This window comes from Entomoplasma freundtii, assembly GCF_002804205.1.
Lineage (GTDB): Bacteria > Bacillota_I > Bacilli_A > Mycoplasmatales > Mycoplasmataceae > Williamsoniiplasma > Williamsoniiplasma freundtii.
The window spans coordinates 276019-294654 of record NZ_CP024962.1 but is presented as its reverse complement, the minus strand read 5'-3'; the positions used below and the strand labels follow the sequence as shown (position 1 = coordinate 294654).

Genomic DNA, 18636 nt, shown 5'->3' with positions numbered 1-18636 from the left:
CCCCTAAATAAATGAATCTATTAACTAAAGAACGGGTTCTTTTGGAATTGGATATCAAAAACAAGGATGAGCTCTTTGCTCAAGTTGCCAAAATGGCTTTGGCAACTAATATTGTTCAAGATAGCCAAGAATTAGTAGTAGCATTTAACAATCGTGAGGCGGAAGTTTCAACAGCTTTTGAGAATGGTTTTGCCATTCCTCATGCCCACTCACCAATCATTTTGGAGCCAGCAGTTTTCTTTGTGAGATTTCAGGAACCGATCATTTGGGATGGCGTTAATCAAGTTTCTCAAGCAATTCTGTTATTAATTCCTGATCGAACTAACGAAACTAACAAATCGACTGACCAAACCGATATTCATCTAGATACCTTAAGTGGGATTGCTATCAAACTTTTGGATAAAGAAATTTGTGAAAAATTAAAGTTTTCTCATGATGTAGATGAAATTGTGACGTTAATCAATCAACCTGCCGATTTAAGTCACCAAACCGATAATCAGTCTCAATCGGAAAATTCACTTAGTCGTCTTACTAAAGTTGTAGGGATTACTTCTTGTGCTACAGGGGTAGCTCATACTTATATGGCCCGTGAAGCTTTGCTTAAGGCAGCTGAAGAGTTAAATTGAGATCTACATATTGAAGCCCAAGGGCAAAAAGGTCCTGAGTTTATCCTCACCGATGAACAAATCCAAGCAGCCGATATGGTTATTTTGGCAACAGACATTGGTGTGGAAACTGACCGCTTTATTGGGAAAAAAATTTATCGAGTTGGTACAAAAGCAGTTGTTAATAAACCACTTGAAGAACTTCAAAAAGGCTTAGCACAAGCTAAAATCGAACAAAATCTTGGGGAAGCGAAAAATCTTGATAATTTTGTTGTCAAAGATAAACAAAAATGAGTTTCTCATATCATGAATGGTATTTCCTATATGATTCCCTTCATTGTCTTTGCTGGTTTAATTTCAGCAATCGTGAGTGGAATTGGAAGTGCTGCCAAAATTGATTTAAATGGCGATAATTTCTTAGCCACTTTAAACCAATTTGCCGGTATCGGTTTTACCGTTATGATGGGAGTGGCTGGAGGTTATATTGCCAATTCAGTTGCTGGGCGTTCAGCTATTGCCCCAGCCTTTATCTTAACAATGGCTGGAAATAACCCTAAATTAGTTTGACAAGGTTATTTCAAAAATGTCATGGTTGATAATCCAATTACTGGTAATTTCGAAAGCATCAATGCTTTGATGCAACCACTAAATATTGTGGGGGCCATCATCTTTGGACTAGCTGTTGGCTATACAGTTAAGTGAATCAATACAAAGTGAAAAATTAACAAATATATCCAACCAATCATGCCAATCATAATTATCCCTGTCTTTTTAACTTTGATCTTTTGATTAGCCTGAATGTTTACTTTTGGACCTTTAATCGGTGTGGCTTTAGGTTACTTTAACTTTGCTATTATGAAAATGGAAGCTAGTGGAGTAGGAATGGTCTTTGTCGGTCTCGTCTTGGGCCTACTAGCTGGAGTTGATATGGGTGGTCCAATCAACAAGATTTCCTCATTCGGAGCAACTGCTTTGATTCCAATTGATAATGGAATTGCCATGGGTTGTGCGGCGGCAGCTTTTGGTGTAGCGCCATTAGGTTGCGGAATTACCTCCTTATTATTTCGAAAAAAATTAAATGAAGACAAAGGCATGGCCATCAATACAACCATCTTAGGCTTTATGGGTATTAGTGAAGGGGCAATTCCTTTTGCCACAAAACATACCTGAGCAGTAATTATCCCAAACATTGTTGGAAGTGGTGTCGCAGGAATGTTGGCCGGTCTCTTTAAATTGAGAGGACATGTTGGGGCTTGAGGAGGACCTATTATTGCCATCTTTGGCGGTGTTGACACCACTAGTGGTAGTTATGTAGGAATTCCTTTATTCTTGTTAGCGATTGCTGCCGGAACCTTTGTACATATCATTTTATTCCGCTTATTATTTAGTTTAAAAAACGGTGAAAAAATTGAGTTTGGTAAATTAAAGTTAACAAAAAACCAAACCAAAACTAAAATTGCAAACCAAACAAAACAATCAGAAATTGTTCACAATTAAATCTTAAATTTGCATTTTCTTTCATAATGAATTTTAATTATATATACAATAAAAAGACTCCTTAATTAATAAGTAGTCTTTTTATTTGCGAGAAATAGAAAGCTAAATGAGGAAAGCTATGGAACAACAAAAAATAATTGAATTCCAGGCAAGTGATTTTGAAGCGGCTTGGGAGAATACACCGACCTTAGTAAATAAAAAGGCGGCCGAGTTTCGCCTTTGTTATATTTGTAAGTATCATTTGCAAAAAAATTTAGCTGAGCATTTATTAATGAACCATGATGGGTTTAATTGAACCCTTGATTTAATTAATGCTAAAAAACCATTTTTACAACCAGATAATTATATTGCGGTGCATTTGAATTGTGTTCCGAACCGACGCAGTCTAGATTCAAGAAAACAAATTAAACGAGTTCTCAAAACACCTTGGAAATTTGACGAAAGTTGAATTGAAGATAACTCAGTAATTGATACAACGAAAAATTAGCCATCGCTTTGTAAAGCCTGGCTAACAATTAATTATAAGAAAAAAACGCTACTTAAACTTTCGGAAAGTGGAATATTTTATACTTATCTTGATGAAGGTAAGCGCATGAATTTCTTTAAATTATTGTTAACTTACAGTAAAAAGTACCCAATTCAATTTGGGTTTTTGATATATTTCATTATTTCAAATGCCATTTTTATTGCCTCAATTTCTTTCTTGACAAATATTGTCATCAAACAAGCCATCTATGACTATGATCCTAATCAAGGACATAATTATGGTATGGTGTGATGGGGTTGACTTTTAGTTACTTTTGGGGTGCTAATCATCCTTGGCTTTGGCACATTTATGAAGGATTATTTAGGCAATATCATTGGAGCCTATATCGAGGTTGGCTTACGAAACCAAATGGTTAGTCGCCTATTAAACCAAGATATTTCTTATTATTCTAATAAGAAAATTGGGGAATTAATGACCAAAATTATTAATGATACCGGTGTCATTGGAGCAGAGATTAATGGCTTACTTTCTTCCATTATTCAAGCCCCGCTTGTTCTTATTTTTGGTACAATTTCACTTTTTTTAATCGATCCTTTATTAGCTGGGGTGGCTACGGTTTTAATTTACTCAATGGCCTTTTCACTAGTTTTAATCGTGAAAAGTTACCGCAAACATATTCTTAAAACACGAACTATCATGACCCATATTAATGGGGATATTACTGATAAAATTGGGGCGATAAAATTAGTCAAGTCTTCAGGAACAAGAATTTATGAAGAAAACCGCATTAATAGTATCCATGAGCCTTATGTTCAAGCTTATAAACCTGTGGCTAAAACTGGCGCCTCGTTAATTACGGTATTAACCGTTTCCGACGTTATTGTTTCATTGGTTGTTATTTCAGTCGCTACTCTAGTTTATGGAATGCATCAACATAATGTTGTCAAATTGATGGCTAATGTGATTCCAATTGTTTCAGGTTTAACAGCCTTAACGAGACCTTTATGACAAATATCAGGAATTATTCCTGGCTTAGCTCGTGCCAGTGCTTCCACAGAACGAATTCAAGTCATCTTACAGGGTGACCCCTTATTAACCGATAATTATGGGAAAGGAAAGCGTTTGCGTGGAGGAATCAATACTATTGAAATGAATAGTATTGCCTTTCGTTATCCTGAAAATCCTAATCGGCTAGTGATTCCAAAAACTTCGTTAATTTTTGAAAAGGGCAAATCCTATGCTTTTGTTGGCGAAACCGGAAGTGGTAAGACAACTATTTCGAAACTTTTACTCCGTTTTTATGATCCAACTGATGGTCAAGTCATCATTAACAATCAGGACCTACGTAATTACGATTTATCGTCTTATTTAAGATTTGTTGGTTATGTTGAACAAGAGCCACAAATCATTTATGGGGACGTTTATGACAATGTGCGTTATGGAACTTTTAATTCTCGAAAACGTGATGTAATTGAGGCTTGCAAGAAAGCTAATATTCATCACCTTATTGAAAGTTGACCGAATGGATACCATACCATTTTAGGTGAAAGAGGTCTATTATTGTCTGGAGGACAAAAACAACGGCTGATTATCGCTCGGATTATTTTGAAAAATCCTGATTTATTAATTTTGGATGAAGCCACTTCTTCTTTAGATAATATTGTGGAAAAGGAGATTCAAAAGGAACTTGATAAATTAATGGAGAAAAAAACTACCATTATTATTGCTCACCGTCTATCGACAATTAAAAAAGTGAATCATATTTATGTGTTAGGCGCTGATGGAGAGGGTATCATCCAAAGTGGTACTTTTGATGAATTAATTGGCCAGCCCGGAACCTTTAAGTCGCTTTGAGACGCCGGATTTAGTTAGAGTCAAGAATAAGGAGATTCAAAATGTTTGGTTGAAAACGAAAAAATCAAAAAACTTTACCGGCTTTGCGTAGTCTAAGTTTTTTAGAAAGTGCTTGGATTACTAATTTTTGAATGTTTGATGATTTAATCTACTTTACTGATGCCGATCTCGTTCATCCCGTTTCAACTCTAAATACATTGCCCTTCGAAGAACTAAAAACGTTTTTATTGAACCAAAAATCTGATTTTCAAAGTGATTTTTTTCAACATCCCCATCAACTAATTTCTAGCCCACTTAAAGCTAATAAATCGGGCTTAACATTTTATCGCTTATTCAATGGCTATCTTTATAATATGAACTTTATCAAAAACCAATTATTAATATCCTTAATTCAAGAAGGTGACAAGGGAGGCGTTTTCTATAATGCCCGTTTAATTTACCAAGATATAGTTTTGCTCGGTTTTTTAAATCACCATTTGATGGGAAAAAATATCGTTGATAAACGTACCTTACAAATTCAAGATGCTCATAATTATCAAGTTTTCCCAGAAGATATTAAAAAAATTTGTCGGGTTGGTGAACATGAAGTTTATCTTAATAATAAACGACAAGTAATTTTCAAAAAGCAAATCATCTTTGAAAGTTTAGATGAAATTAACATTGCCGCTTATAGTCCATCCAAATTATTGGTTTCCGAAAAACGGACACAAACCCTTTTTCTGCTCAGTGGATCGCGGTTCCACATTCGTCAAGATATTTGAAAAGGTAATTATTTTTACCAACTTTATGTCTTTAATGAACAAATTATTGCTGGTAAACCACTTTATGACCAACAAAAATACATAAATTATAATCTACCCGTCATATTCATTTATTAACCTCCAATGCTTATTTAGAAAAATGTTAAAATAAATCTGATACTTAAAAATCGGAGGATATTAATGAAAGTACTATGTTATGGTATGCAAGAAGCAGAAATACCAATTTTTGAAGAAGCAAATAAAGGGTATAATTTCGATCTACACTTTACTAAAGAATTGCTAAATAAAAAAAATGTTGAAGATGTTAAAGGTTATGATGCCTTAGTTCTCTTTGTCAACTGTGATGCAAGCAAAGAAGTTCTACAAAAAATTAAATCACTTGGTGTTAAATACATCGTGACAAGAACCGCTGGATTTAACCACATTGATTTGGATGAAGCTACAAAATTGGGTTACACAATTTGTCGTGTTCCTCAATACTCACCAACTGCGATCGCTTCGTTAGCTTTTGCAGGAGGATTAAGTTTATTACGTAAAATTCCTTATATCTACGACCAAACTAAAAAAGGAAACTTTAAAATCGATAGTCAAATGTTTGCTAAAGAAGCAAAAAATTCAACTATTGGTATTTTAGGAACTGGGAAAATTGGTTTTGAAACTGCTAAAATGTGAAAAGGAATGGGTTCAAAAGTGATTGCTTATGACCCATATGAAAACGAAGCAGCAAAACAAATCTTGGATTACACCACTTTTGATAATGTTATTAGCCAAAGTGATTTGATTTCAATTCACATGCCTTACTTCAAAGGTAAAAATGATGATATCATCAATGCCGATGTCATTAAAAACATGAAAAAGGGAGCAATTCTTGTTAACAGTTCACGTGCTGAATTAGTTTCATTACCAGCAGTAATCGCTTCACTAAAAGCCGATCACTTAGGAGGATATGCTACTGATGTCTTCCCTAATGAAGCAGAAATTATTAATAATAATTTTAATAACAAGTTCCCTGAAAACTTGAAGGTGATTGAAGAACTAATCAGTCTTTACCCAAAAACACTAGTTTCACCCCACGTAGCTTACTTTACTGATGAAGCTATTAAAAATATGGCTGAAACTTCATTCAAAAACTTGGACCAATTAATTAAAACTAATAGTTGTGAAAACAAAATTAACTAATTAAATTGTTTAACAAAAAACACTGACGTTCGTCAGTGTTTTTTGTTATCTAATTGCCAAAGGTTTACTGGTTAGAGTGTCCTTAGACTTTTTGGTAGTAGTTTGGTTCTTGTTAGAACTCGTGCTTTTGGCTGAGTTATTAGCTTTTCCTTCTCCACTAGTACCTTTGGTTCTAGTAGCACTAGAAGTTGGTTTATTATTTGTTGAACTGTTTGTAGAACGATCATTATTATTGTTATTGTTACCGTTATTGCCATTATTGCTAGTATTGCCATTATTATTGCGGTTTTGAGTATCATTTGAGACATCGCTCTTTTTGTTTAAAATAACCGGAATAATCAAGGGATTACGACGTTTCGTATTAAAAATATATGGCGATAGTGAAGATTTAATTCCTTGTTTAATTGCTCCGAAAGTAGGTTTTGGCGAATTCAAAATTTCCAAAACTGTATTAGTTACAATGTTAATTGACTCGGCAATAATGTTAGCTGATTCGCGAACATAGAAACTACCTCGTGAAATAATTTTAGGGGCACTTAATAGTTTGTTCGTTTGTGAATCGATTGAAACAACAACTGCCATTAACCCATCGCGACTTAAAATATCACGTTCACGAATAACATTTGAAGCTTGAGCGGTTGCATCCTTGCCATCAATATAAACAGCTTCGGCTTCAACACGTTTACCAACCTTCGCTTTACCGCCAAGTAATTCAAGTTGGTCACCATTTGCCAATAAGAAGCCATGACCTTTTTCTAAGTTAACACTTTCGCCAGTTTCGATGTGTTTTTTTAACATTCTAAATTCACCATGCATTGGTAAAAAATAATTGGGGCGTAATAGAGTAAACAATAACTTTTGTTCTTCTTGGCTCGCATGACCAGAAGTATGGATTTTGTGTTGCGGCGAATTTTCAATCACTTTCGCACCCACTCTAGTCAAACGATTAACTAAATTCTCCACATCAGCTTTATTTCCAGGAATTGGTGATGAAGAGAAAATTACTGTATCAGTTGGTTGAATATTAATTTGTGGATGACGATTATTGGCAATTCGTGAAAGAGCGGCCATCGGTTCTCCCTGAGAACCAGTAGTTAAAACAATTACTTCATTTGGTTTATATTTTTGGACATCGATAGGCTTGATGAATTCCTTTTCACTAATTTTTAAGTGGCCCATTTGACGAATAATTTTGATAATTCGTTCAATTGAACGACCTAAAATAACGATTTTCCGACCATTTTTATGGGCCGCTTCAATAATGTACTGAATTCGGTGAACATTAGAGGCAAAAGTAGTAATAAAAATTCTTCCTGGTGCTTTAAGAAATAATTTATCGATATTATCGATAATTCCTTTTTCACCCGGAGTATAACCTTCAACTTCAGCATTGGTAGAATCGGCTAAAAGCAATTCTACTCCTGCATCACCAATGGCTGCTAATTTATTAATTTCCGTATAATGTCCTAAAGGCGTTCAGTCAAATTTATAATCCCCTGTTGTAAAAATGTTTCCATTAGGTGTTTCAATCAAAATTCCAAAGGCATCAGGAATTGAATGGTTTAAAGCTGCAAAACTGACCTTTAAATTTGACGAGCGTCAACGGTCGTCAGCTTTATAGTCTTTTACCACTGTTTTATCTTGTAATTTCGCTTCTTTCAAACGGTCGCGAATTAATGCAGCTCCTAATTCTGGAGCATAGATCACCGGAATATGGACATCCTTAACCAAATACTGGATTCCTCCAATATGGTCTTCATGTCCATGAGTAATAAATAAAGCCTTAATTTTATGTTGGTTTTCTTTTAAATAAGAATAATCAGGAATAACTGCACTTACCCCTAATAAGGAAGCATCAGGAAACTTTACCCCCGCATCGATAATAATGATTTCATTACCATATTCAACCACATAAGTGTTTTTTCCAATTTCTTCCAAACCACCTAATGCAAAAACTTTTGTGGGTTGGGTGGTTGGTTCATAATGACGATTAACTGCTTTTTGTTTAAAAACAAACGGTTTTGCATCAGTGTCTTCCGAATCATTTGGTAAAGATGATGATTTCGAAATTTCAGTTTTTGCTTCAGTTTCAGCGGTAATATTTTTTGGTAAATTAGATTTGAAATTTTGCATAGTACTCCTCTTACAGCATAAAGAAAACGAACGCTCTTCTAAGCGGACTAACACGAGCTTTTAGAAAAAAAGTGATTAGGATTTGAAATTATTTTTTCATCTCGTTTATTGTAATTTTTTTAGTTATTATCGCAATCCAGGTAAATGTTGTCATTAATATTTTACACTAGAATCGACCAAAAATAAGAGCGAGAGGCCCGACCTAAATCAAAAATCAATCTTCTTTAGCAACCATTGGAGAATTTCGGTCAATGTGATCGTAATAAAGACGACCGCAATTGTGATCAAGTTCATGTTGAAAAACAATTGCCAAATAACCACGAAGTGTTAAACAGATTTTATTTTGGGTTAAAAAATCGTAACCTTCTACTACAATTTTGTAATGGCGAGGAACAAGACCAGTTTGGTCTTCATCAACGCTTAAGCAACCCTCGCCGCCTTCTAAAGCGGCTATTTGTGTAGAGCGAGACACAATCTTCGCATTAATCATGGCAAATTCTTCCGCCACTTCTTGATCATCTTGAAGATGTTCGAAACGCACAAAAAACATATTTTTATTGATACCAATTTGAGGAGCCGCTAGACCAACTGCTGGACGAAGATAGTCATCATTCGCCTCATTATTTAAGTCCGCATCTTGAGAATAACGAACAAAATCAATTAGTCGACTAATTGTATTTTTTTCTTCTAAAGTGAGATTTTGAGGATCAGAAACATCAACACTTTGTGCCCGAATAATAGTGGTATTTGTATCTTTGACAAGTCAACGATTGGTTGGCACCTCTTCTTGCATTAATTTTTTATCTGTTTCTCAACTCATTTTTACCTCTTACTTTTAGAATTATACATTATATTCTAGATAGTTTTAAGATTACGATTTGACCGTGAGAAATGCTCATGATTATTGCCATTTCTTAGAGTATAATTTAAACTAATAGAATTAGTTAAGGAGCAAAAAATGATTGTAATTGCCGGGAAATATAAAGGCCGAAAACTAAAGACTTTACCTGGTAGCAATACTCGTCCTACAAGTGCTCGTGTCAAAGAAGATATCTTTAACATTTTGAACAATTACTTCATTTTTACCAAGAAAACTTCGCTTGATTTATTTGGTGGTTCAGGAGCCTTGAGTATTGAAGGTTTAAGTCGTGGCATTCAAAAGGCTTATATCAATGATCATTTTCTACCAGCCTTAGATGTTATCAAGACCAATTTGCGTGACATTGACTCTACAAGTTATCAACTTTGGAATCTTGATTACAAAATGGTAATGCAACTTATGAAACGCCAAGGAATTAGTGTTGATTTAATTTATTTTGACCCTCCTTTTGCCGAAAGTAGTTACTATGAAATCTTTTTCGCTAATGTCCTCAAGGATGGATTATTAAATCCTTGGGGAATAATTGTGACAGAATCGCCCGTGCCTTTGGACATTGCTAAAATTGAACAAACTGGGCTGACACTTTTACGTTATAAAGATTTCAAAAACAAACATTTCTACCTTTGAAGACGGGAAGACCAACTTCAAACAAACATATCGCTAAAACCAATAAAAGGAGAACAATAATAATGGCCACCCATTCAGAAGCAAGTCAAAAAAATAACCACGAAAGTAAAAAAGATTATCAGCCAAGGATGGTTATTATTTCAGGACCAAGTGGGGTTGGAAAGGGAAGCATCAATAATATCTTACGTACTCATCCTGATCTACATTTAAAATACTCCGTTTCCATGACTACACGTCAACCTCGGAATGGTGAAAAAGAAGGTTTAGATTATTTCTTTGTTACTCCGGAACGTTTCCGTGAAGCTATCGAAAAAAAAGAATTAATCGAGTGAGCACAATTTGTTGGTAATTATTACGGAACTCCCCGTCAATATGTTGAAGCTGAAATGGCTAAGGGTAATAATGTCATTTTAGAAATTGAAGTTGATGGCGCTACACAGGCAATCAATACAGAAAAAAATGTGTTATCAATTTTTTTAATGCCTCCAACATTAAAGGATTTGGCTAGTCGCCTTCAAGGACGTCAATCAGAATCTCCGGAAGTAATTAAAAAAAGACTTGATAAAGCAATGTTAGAAGTACCGTTAAAACATAATTACCAATATGTCGTTGAAAATGATACGGTGCAAAACGCAGTGGCAAAAATTACCGACATTTTACGAAAAGAAAAAGCAGCCCCTTATGACAAAACTACCGTTTACGACAAATTAAAAAAAATGATGTACGAAATTGTCCATGAGGATTATGGTTTCTTTGTTAAAAACTGAGCGGCCAACATTAAGAATCTAAAGGATAGCGGTTTGATTACTAAAGCAGATTATAAAAATTTTGATGCCGAAGAAAAGTTAGTGTCAACTTTGACTAATCGTTTGTACCACCGTAATCTTGCGCACGGTAATTTCCAAGACCTTCATGATAAAAGCTATGTCCGCAAGGAAGTACAACGTTTAATGTTTAAAATCAATTTCTTTAGTATTGCCCAAAAATATGATGAATAAAAACTAGGGGGTTGATAAAATTCATGACAAAGAAGAAAAATGAAAAGCTTCAAAATTCGATGCGCCTTGAAGTTTGACAAATTTTAACAAAAGTCTTTACAAATCATGGTCAGTCACATGTTTTGCTAAATCGTTGGGTGCAAAATCATAAAACATTGACAGATCGTGACAAAAATTTTGTTTTCCAGCTTGTTCATGGTACTTTGACATGACAACCTTACCTTGACTTTTTAACTCGACAATTAGTTCACCCGCAAAGAACTCCGTTGTCAGTACAAGTTTTACTATGAATGAGTCTTTACCAATTTTATTTTATGGACCGGGTGCCTAATTACGCCGTGGTCAATGAAGCAGTTGAAATTGCCAAAGACCAGTTTCCCCCCTATGCCAAATTGGTGAACGGTTCATTACAAAACGCTCTAAGAAGAGAAGGTTTCCATTCTCTAGAAACCCTTGCTAAGGAAAAACCCACTAGTTGCTATTTCGCTTTGAAATATGCCTTTCCGCAAATACTTTATACAAAACTTAAAAATGATTTTGGGCAGGAGATTGCAGAAAAAATCATGGCCGATAGTTTAAACAAACCACGCTATAGTTTTCGTTTAAATACCTTGAAGTGTCCGTCTCAAGATATTTTTAGTAATCTTGGCTTAAATCCAGAAGAAGTTTATCAAGGTCTCACCGACGAAAGTTTTTGAACTACCAACCCAAAAGCAATTCAAACATTATTAAATCAAGGTTTTCTAACCATTCAAGATCAAGCTTCCATTTTAGTGGCCAAAACCTTATTAGCTGACAACCTATCTAGCGATCTTAAAATTTGGGATATGTGTGCTGCTCCTGGCGGTAAGCTAACTCATCTAGCTGCTTTAATGAAAAATCAAGGGCTAATTCTTGCAACTGAAATCAATCCCCAAAAAATTCCTTTTATCGAAAAAAACTTAAAACGATTGGGTGTCAAAAATGTTCAGTTAAAACAACAGGATGCGCTTTGTGAACCACCATTAGCAAATTTTGACGCCATTTTGTTAGATGCGCCTTGCTCTGGTTTGGGTGTTTTGAAAAGGAAACCTGAAATTAAACTAAATTTTGATTTCAAAACACTTTCAGACTTAACAAATACACAAGCCCAATTGTTAGATCAAGCAGCTAAACACCTAAAATCTGGTGGTCAGTTAGTCTATTCCACTTGTACTTTGAATCCCGATGAAAACCAAAAACAAATTGCTCATTTTTTACAAAAACATCAAGATTGAAAACTTTTAAAGGAAGAACAAATTTTTGGTTTTGAAAATAAAACTGACGGCTTTTATATTGCTAAACTACAGAAAAAATAAAAATAATTATTAACTATCAAAAGGAAATTTTCCGAACCATCTATAGGAGGAAAATGAAATTTTGATATTTTTTATTTAGTTTGTTTTCTTGTCTAACTCCGATATTTAACTTAAATTATCCAATTGCCAAGAACCAATTCTTAGCGATTGCCAACTCAGAATACCAATTTGAGGATGAATATTTTAGCAAACCTTTTATTAACGTAATTGATTACCAAAAAGATTCACCAACCTATCCAAAACTGCCCTCGGTTTTTGTTCTACTTTTTCGTGAACATTATAATCACACAACTAACTGGGAACTGCCAGCCGAAGATGTCAGTCTTGCTAAAAGTAATTTTTATCAATCAGAATTACGCTTTAACTTCAGTCTTTTTTGAGAAACTCCTAAAGGTAATTTAGAAGTTAAAAACTTACCAATGACGATTGATTTAACTAATTTTCAGGGTCATTTAGTTGTTAAAAGTCCAGAACTTCATTGGGTTGTAAGATATAAAAACCAGCCAACAATTTTTTGACATGAAATAACTTTTAGTTTAGAAAAAAATAATTTAATTGGCAAGCATGTGATTCAAAGCAATATTCAACCTTATAATTCCTTAGCTCATAATTTAAGTTTTAGTGGAAATGGTTTGAAGTACGTCCAAATCTTGATTAATAACCTTGAGATTAGACATTATCTACCCCCACTTTTCAAAGCCTTGAAGCAACTAACTTTGATAATGGATTTGCCATTTTCTCACCAATGAGATGAGGAATATGATGCTCATTTACAAACAATAATTCGTGAAAGCGTACTTTATAATGAGTATCATTTTAGTGATTATTTTTCATGACCAATATTTACACCGCAACAAAAAAAATTATTGCAAACCATTGGCGAAGATGGCTTAATTCGTTTGCGACTCGAACTGACTTTTCAAAAGAATCCCGCTCTTAAAGTTTTGGCTTATTATTTACCTTCACTAAAACTTGATTTGGAAATTAATCAAAAGTTCAATTTGCCAGATTTAATTGATTCTCGACAAACAATTACTTATAGTAAAGATGAAAATCCGTGAGATATTTTTTGACAACTTTATGAACCTTACAAAAAAATATGGGAAAAAAATTGCCTTTTTAAACAAGAAAACAACAAATTAATCATTGAGGCAAAGAAGGGTCAAGAAAAAGTAACCGGCTTGGTCGTAATTAACATCGAACGGAAAATTTTGAAGTTAGCTTCGTTAAAACCACCCAAACTTAAAGTTTGGGTTTTAAGTCCAAACGAGAATGGTTGGGAACGGCTCAATGAAGCTCTATTTCAAAATTGGCAAGCTTCTAATACTGAATTAGCAAGTTACGATTGGCAAGATTTCACTTTTGAATGGGCTTCAGAAAAGCCGCAAGTGGGTCTACAACAAGTTGTAATTAAAGGGAATGAAAGCAACCCTTTCCTTGAGGGACAACTTATTTACCACATTAAAATTGAAAGTAACGAAAAAGAAAGCAAAGGTGATGATACCCAGATTAAGCCTACAAAAATAGGTTTTGGTTGGTGATGATTAGTTTTACCAATTATTGTCCTATTAATTGGTTTGGGGCTTATTATTGTCTTAAAGAGAAGAAAAAACGCTTCCCGCGACCCCTCATAATTAGAGAATGATAAAATTAAAGAACAAAGGATGGTTTTTCCAATGCGAATTAGAGTTGCGACTATGAGTGATATCGGTAACTATCGGAAATCAAATCAGGATCATATTGATTACACAAGAAAGCGCAATGGAGATTTCATTGGCATAATTTGTGATGGGATGGGAGGCCACCCTCATGGTGAGGTAGCCTCTGAATTAGCAGCCCATACTTTTCTAAAACTTTTTAAAAACTATAATTTTGACGGTTCCACAGAGGAAGAAGTTTTAAGTTGATTAAAATCAACCGTTTTAAAAACAATTAAGGAAATGCAAAAACATGCCCAAATTCATCCCGAAACTTGAGATATGGGAACAACTCTGGCGGCTATGCTCATTCTTCATGAGCATGATAAAGCTTACGTTGTAAATATCGGAGATTCACGTGTTTATAAATACGTTGATGGTAATTTACGTCAAATTACTACTGATCAAAATCTTTGAAATTCCACAGCACCTCAAGACCGAGCAAAGATTCAAAAGCATCATTCCCATGATTTCACTTATTGAAAAATTTTGACATCGGCCTTGGGACCAAACAAATCCTTAAGAATCGAAACCCACGTTTTAAATAAGGTATCTGGAACCTATGTTCTAACCACCGATGGTGTTCATGATTATTTAGAACATGATGATTTTTATGATGTCCTAAAAAATGGCAAAAATTTAAAGAATCGAGTTAAAAAACTTGTTAATATGGCGAAAGCCAACCTTTCAACTGATAATTTATCGGTTCTTGTGGTTGAGGTCAAATAATGACAGCAACTCTAAATAAAGGATTACCGGGTGAAAACGTTATTGATAAACCCATAGATAAAGAAACCAAAAAAGAAAAACCATTTTTTAACAATGGTTTTCTTTTTGCCGAGCGGTATAAAATACTAAAAAAAATTGGTCAAGGGGCTCATGCCGAAGTTTATCAAGCTATTGATACACTTGATAACCAAAAACTTGTTGCTTTGAAAATTATTAAGGTGCAACAAGAAGATTTTGCACGACAAGAAAAACATTTAGATATGGAACGTGAAGCTTTTGCCCGACTAATTTTCAATAAAAATGTCATTGGACTACGTGATTTTGATCGTTCGCGAAAACTTTTTTATATGGTCATTGATTTAGCTACTGGAGCAACAAACTTCCAAAACAAATTTCGTCATTTTGGTAACATTTTAACTAACCAAGAAATTATTTATTATTTTGACGCTATTGCCAAAGGTATGCAAGGAATTCATGATGTGGGTATAATTCACCGCGATTTAAAGCCACAAAACATTTTAATTAATGATGAAGAAGTGGTGAAAATTTCCGATTTTGGTATTTCAAAATTAAAAACAAATATTGATAAAAGTCACGTAAGTGGTTTTGAAGGAACGCCAAAATATGCTGCTCCTGAACAATATTTAACCAATAATGAATTTTACTTCCAATCCGATATTTATTCTGTGGGCATTATGCTTTATGAGCTAGCGACAGGAGTCACCCCTTATGCTATTTTTAAAGATTTTAAAACTGATAAAGAGCGTTATACATTCATTCTCAATCAACATTTGAAAGAACCAATCACTCATCCAAAAGTGTTTAATCCAAACCTCCCAGTTGCTTTAGATAATTTAATTATGAAATGTCTTGCAAAAGATTTAAAATATCGTTATCAAACCTTTGCTGAATTTCAAAGTGACCTCCATCAAGTTTTGGCTAGTCCTCAACCAAAGATGGAAGAGATTAACCAAGAAATCAGTCATTTAAAAATTCGGAAAACGCTAAAAAGGACCAAAAAATATCAATTTGAACGGTTTTTTAAAATTTTTAATTTTCGTCATACATTAATATTTTTTATATTAATCGGATTACTCGTTCTAACATTATTATTAAGTATATTACTGAGCTAAGAGGATAAGAAAAACGTGAAGCAAAACGGCATTATTTTAAAAATTGACAGTCACCAAAGTGACGTTTTATTAGGACAACAAGTCTATCGCGCAGAAATTAAAAAATCTTTGATGCGCTTTCACCAACCTTTGGTGGGAGATAAAGTCAATCTAGAAATTTTAGATGAAGCTGAAAAGAGTGCAATCATTGTCAGTTTTGAACCTCAAATTAATACCCTAACAAAACCCCGTTTGACTAATGTTGACCAAGTAATTATTGTCACCTCCCTGAAAGAACCCGACTTTAATTCATATTTACTTAATAAATACCTAGCAATGTTAGAGGTCAAAGGAATTGATCCGATTTTGATTTTTACGAAAACCGATCTATTAACAAACTCAGCAAAAGATTTCGAAATCGCTAAAAAAGTCCGAACATACGAAAAATTAGGATACAAGGTGCTCAAAATAAATAATCGAGAACCAATGAAAAATGAGTTTGAAAAATTAGAAAAAATCTTAATGAACAAAATTTCTGTCTTCGTTGGCCAAACAGGAGCAGGCAAGTCGACAACATTAAACCATTTTTTAACTGTTGAAAAGCAAATCAGAACGCAAGAAATTTCAAAATCTTTAAACCGAGGGAAACATACAACAACCACTATTCAGCTTTACCCATTAACTCCAAACATTTTAATTGCCGACACACCTGGTTTTGCCTCATTTAGTTTAGAAGACATTACTCCGGAAGATCTTTTTTATAACTTAAGAATTTTTAAACCTTATTTAAACCAATGCAAATTTAACAATTGTTCCCACCTTTACGAAAGCGGGTGTATATTCCTTAACTCACCAAACTCCCTTAAGGGTGCCCAATTTATTTATGAAGATTACTGTAAAATGATAGAAGAAATGAAACAAAAACGAGGTCGACTAGGATGAAAAAACCTGAAATAATGCCTAGCATTTTGAATGCAAATTTTTTAACACTTAATCAAGATTTGAAAACACTCAAAGAAAACGGAATCAAGTGAATTCATTATGATGTAATGGATTATGATTTTGTACCTAACCTAACGTTCGGAGCGAAAATTCTTGGCGATATTTTAAAGAAATATGATTTTAAGACCGATATTCACTTTATGGTTAAAGTAAAAACAAAGCCATTTAGTGCTTTCTTTGAGGATTTTATTAAGTTAAAACCTACAATGATGACAATGCACCTTGAAGCCATGAACCCGACAGAAACTCTCGAATTTATTAAACTTTGTCACCAAAACAAAATTGAAGCCTCTTTAGCTATCAAACCCCAGACCCCTATAGTTGCTTTAGAGCCTTATTTAGGCATGGTTGATAATGTTTTGGTAATGACGGTAAACCCTGGTTTTGGAGGACAAGCTTTTTTAGATGATAGCGCTAAAAAAATTGGTGAATTAAAAACTTTAGCGAAAAATCACAATTGAAAATATACAGTATCTGTGGATGGCGGTATTAACAAGGATACCTTAACAATTGTCAATAATGAGGGAGTTGACAAGGTTGTCATTGGTAGTTATTTGTTTGCAAATCCGAACGGAATAGGCCCAACACTTGAGGTAATTAATGACTAAAAAGGCGATTGTTATCACTGCGAAGACAAAAATTAATTATGAATCCTTCGTTAAACAAGGTTTTTTTCTAATTGGTGTAGAACGCGGGGCTTTGGATATTATTGAAAAAAAATTGCCACTTGGTTTAGCCATTGGCGATTTTGATAAAGTCACTAGCAAAGAACTTGAAGAAATAACGAATCAAGCCCAAAAGGTTGTTATTTTGGATGAACAAAAAGATTGCTTTGATGGTGAAGCAGCAGTTTGCTACGCTAAACAGATGGGCTATGAAAAAATCTATTTTGTCGCCAATGCTACCAAACGTTATGATAAAAACGTAAGTGTTTTTAATTTAATTTGACAATATGATTTGACCTTTATTAATGATGAAACAATTATGTTTTTAGTAAAAAAAGGTCAAACAGAAATTCCGTTTGACCGCTATCAAGGTTATACTTATGTCTCTTTTCTAAGTAATCGCCCAAGTCAAATAACTATTAATAATATGGTATATAACGCAAAAGATTTACAGTTAGATCCTTTCGAAACTAAATGTATGTCAAACGCTTTTGTGCCTTATTTAAACCCCAAAATTAACACGAATCATGATTTGCTTTGTATAATGAGCAAATAAAAAATATGCTTTAGTTTAATCGATTACTGAAGCATATTTTTTTTTGGCATTTTTTAAATTAATTTTTTCTTTGCGAACTCGTTCTTTAGCCTCTAAATAAGCTTTTCTTGCTAATTCTCTTTGTTCTTCTGTTTTGGCTTCTTTATAAGCGTTTTTATACTTTCAAAGCAAAGCTCTAGCGACTGTTAATTCCGCTTTGGCTAATTTGACTTCGTTTTCTTGACGACCTTGAACTTCCTCAATAGTTAAAAAATTGGTGTAATCGGTTTTAGTTGCCTCTTCATCATCATGAACTATTAATAAAGTCTTTTCGTCTTGAGCAATCTTTTTTGCCAAAGTAATTGCATGTTCAAGACTACCAATAGTTCCACCTTCCGGATCAAAACGAACATGGATTTCACCAGCTTCGTTTTTGGTAATTTTTCACTTATTCATCGAAACCTCTTTTTTTATTATATTTAGTTATTGAAAAACTGTTTCAGAAAAACAATTTTTCAATAAAAAAATCCAGGTAAAA

Annotated in this window: 17 protein-coding genes; 14 read left to right on the top strand and 3 right to left on the bottom strand. The window is 33.9% G+C overall.

What is annotated here, in order from left to right; all coding sequences use genetic code 4:
• Positions 1-11: 11 nt before the first annotated feature.
• The 5 genes from EFREU_RS01300 (at position 12) to EFREU_RS01280 (ending at position 6383) form a co-directional block, all read left to right on the top strand.
• On the top strand, positions 12-2102 hold the full coding sequence (locus EFREU_RS01300) for a PTS fructose transporter subunit IIABC (protein ID WP_100609229.1): 2091 nt from the start codon (positions 12-14) through the stop codon (positions 2100-2102).
• A gap of 118 nt (positions 2103-2220) precedes the next feature.
• Entirely contained in the window at positions 2221-2589 is a 369-nt protein-coding gene (locus EFREU_RS01295; protein WP_100609228.1) for a hypothetical protein, read from the top strand.
• Positions 2590-2694: 105 nt separating this feature from the next.
• Complete coding sequence (locus EFREU_RS01290; RefSeq protein ID WP_100609227.1) at positions 2695-4461, top strand: ABC transporter ATP-binding protein; 1767 nt, start codon at positions 2695-2697, stop codon at positions 4459-4461.
• Between the two features lie 23 nt (positions 4462-4484).
• Positions 4485-5321, top strand: a complete 837-nt coding sequence (locus EFREU_RS01285; protein ID WP_100609226.1) for a hypothetical protein — start codon at positions 4485-4487, stop codon at positions 5319-5321.
• 63 nt (positions 5322-5384) lie between these two features.
• On the top strand, positions 5385-6383 hold the full coding sequence (locus EFREU_RS01280) for an NAD(P)-dependent oxidoreductase (RefSeq protein WP_100609225.1): 999 nt from the start codon (positions 5385-5387) through the stop codon (positions 6381-6383).
• A gap of 45 nt (positions 6384-6428) precedes the next feature.
• Here EFREU_RS01280 and EFREU_RS01275 read toward each other — a convergent pair whose 3' ends face one another.
• The gene (locus EFREU_RS01275; protein WP_100609224.1) at positions 6429-8516 is read right to left on the bottom strand and encodes a ribonuclease J; all 2088 of its coding nucleotides are present in this window, start codon (positions 8514-8516) and stop codon (positions 6429-6431) included.
• A gap of 202 nt (positions 8517-8718) precedes the next feature.
• Positions 8719-9336, bottom strand: coding sequence for a peptide deformylase (gene def / locus EFREU_RS01270; RefSeq protein ID WP_100609223.1), 618 nt, complete (start codon positions 9334-9336; stop codon positions 8719-8721).
• Between the two features lie 138 nt (positions 9337-9474).
• Between def and EFREU_RS01265 the strand changes: the two genes are divergently transcribed.
• The 9 genes from EFREU_RS01265 to EFREU_RS01225 all read left to right on the top strand — a co-directional run bounded on the left by EFREU_RS01265 (position 9475) and on the right by EFREU_RS01225 (position 18119).
• Entirely contained in the window at positions 9475-10083 is a 609-nt protein-coding gene (locus tag EFREU_RS01265) for an RsmD family RNA methyltransferase (protein WP_100609222.1), read from the top strand.
• A 68-nt stretch (positions 10084-10151) separates the two neighbouring features.
• The gene (gmk, locus tag EFREU_RS01260) at positions 10152-11021 is read left to right on the top strand and encodes a guanylate kinase (RefSeq protein WP_408608279.1); all 870 of its coding nucleotides are present in this window, start codon (positions 10152-10154) and stop codon (positions 11019-11021) included.
• Between the two features lie 23 nt (positions 11022-11044).
• Complete coding sequence (gene rsmB / locus EFREU_RS01255) at positions 11045-12358, top strand: 16S rRNA (cytosine(967)-C(5))-methyltransferase RsmB (protein WP_100609220.1); 1314 nt, start codon at positions 11045-11047, stop codon at positions 12356-12358.
• A 53-nt stretch (positions 12359-12411) separates the two neighbouring features.
• Complete coding sequence (locus EFREU_RS01250) at positions 12412-13992, top strand: hypothetical protein (protein ID WP_100609219.1); 1581 nt, start codon at positions 12412-12414, stop codon at positions 13990-13992.
• A gap of 42 nt (positions 13993-14034) precedes the next feature.
• Positions 14035-14784 (top strand): PP2C family protein-serine/threonine phosphatase, encoded by a 750-nt coding sequence (locus tag EFREU_RS01245; protein ID WP_157844559.1) that lies wholly within the window; start codon positions 14035-14037, stop codon positions 14782-14784.
• The gene (locus tag EFREU_RS01240; protein WP_100609217.1) at positions 14784-15917 is read left to right on the top strand and encodes a serine/threonine-protein kinase; all 1134 of its coding nucleotides are present in this window, start codon (positions 14784-14786) and stop codon (positions 15915-15917) included. Before EFREU_RS01245 ends, EFREU_RS01240 begins: the two co-directional genes overlap by 1 nt.
• A 15-nt stretch (positions 15918-15932) precedes the next feature.
• The gene (gene rsgA, locus EFREU_RS01235; RefSeq protein ID WP_198507964.1) at positions 15933-16853 is read left to right on the top strand and encodes a ribosome small subunit-dependent GTPase A; all 921 of its coding nucleotides are present in this window, start codon (positions 15933-15935) and stop codon (positions 16851-16853) included.
• On the top strand, positions 16835-17506 hold the full coding sequence (locus EFREU_RS01230; protein WP_100609216.1) for a ribulose-phosphate 3-epimerase: 672 nt from the start codon (positions 16835-16837) through the stop codon (positions 17504-17506). Before rsgA ends, EFREU_RS01230 begins: the two co-directional genes overlap by 19 nt.
• Positions 17499-18119, top strand: a complete 621-nt coding sequence (locus EFREU_RS01225) for a thiamine diphosphokinase (protein ID WP_198507963.1) — start codon at positions 17499-17501, stop codon at positions 18117-18119. Before EFREU_RS01230 ends, EFREU_RS01225 begins: the two co-directional genes overlap by 8 nt.
• A 15-nt stretch (positions 18120-18134) precedes the next feature.
• Here the strand turns inward: EFREU_RS01225 and EFREU_RS01220 are convergent, their stop codons facing one another.
• The gene (locus EFREU_RS01220; RefSeq protein WP_100609214.1) at positions 18135-18554 is read right to left on the bottom strand and encodes a hypothetical protein; all 420 of its coding nucleotides are present in this window, start codon (positions 18552-18554) and stop codon (positions 18135-18137) included.
• Positions 18555-18636: the final 82 nt, after the last annotated feature.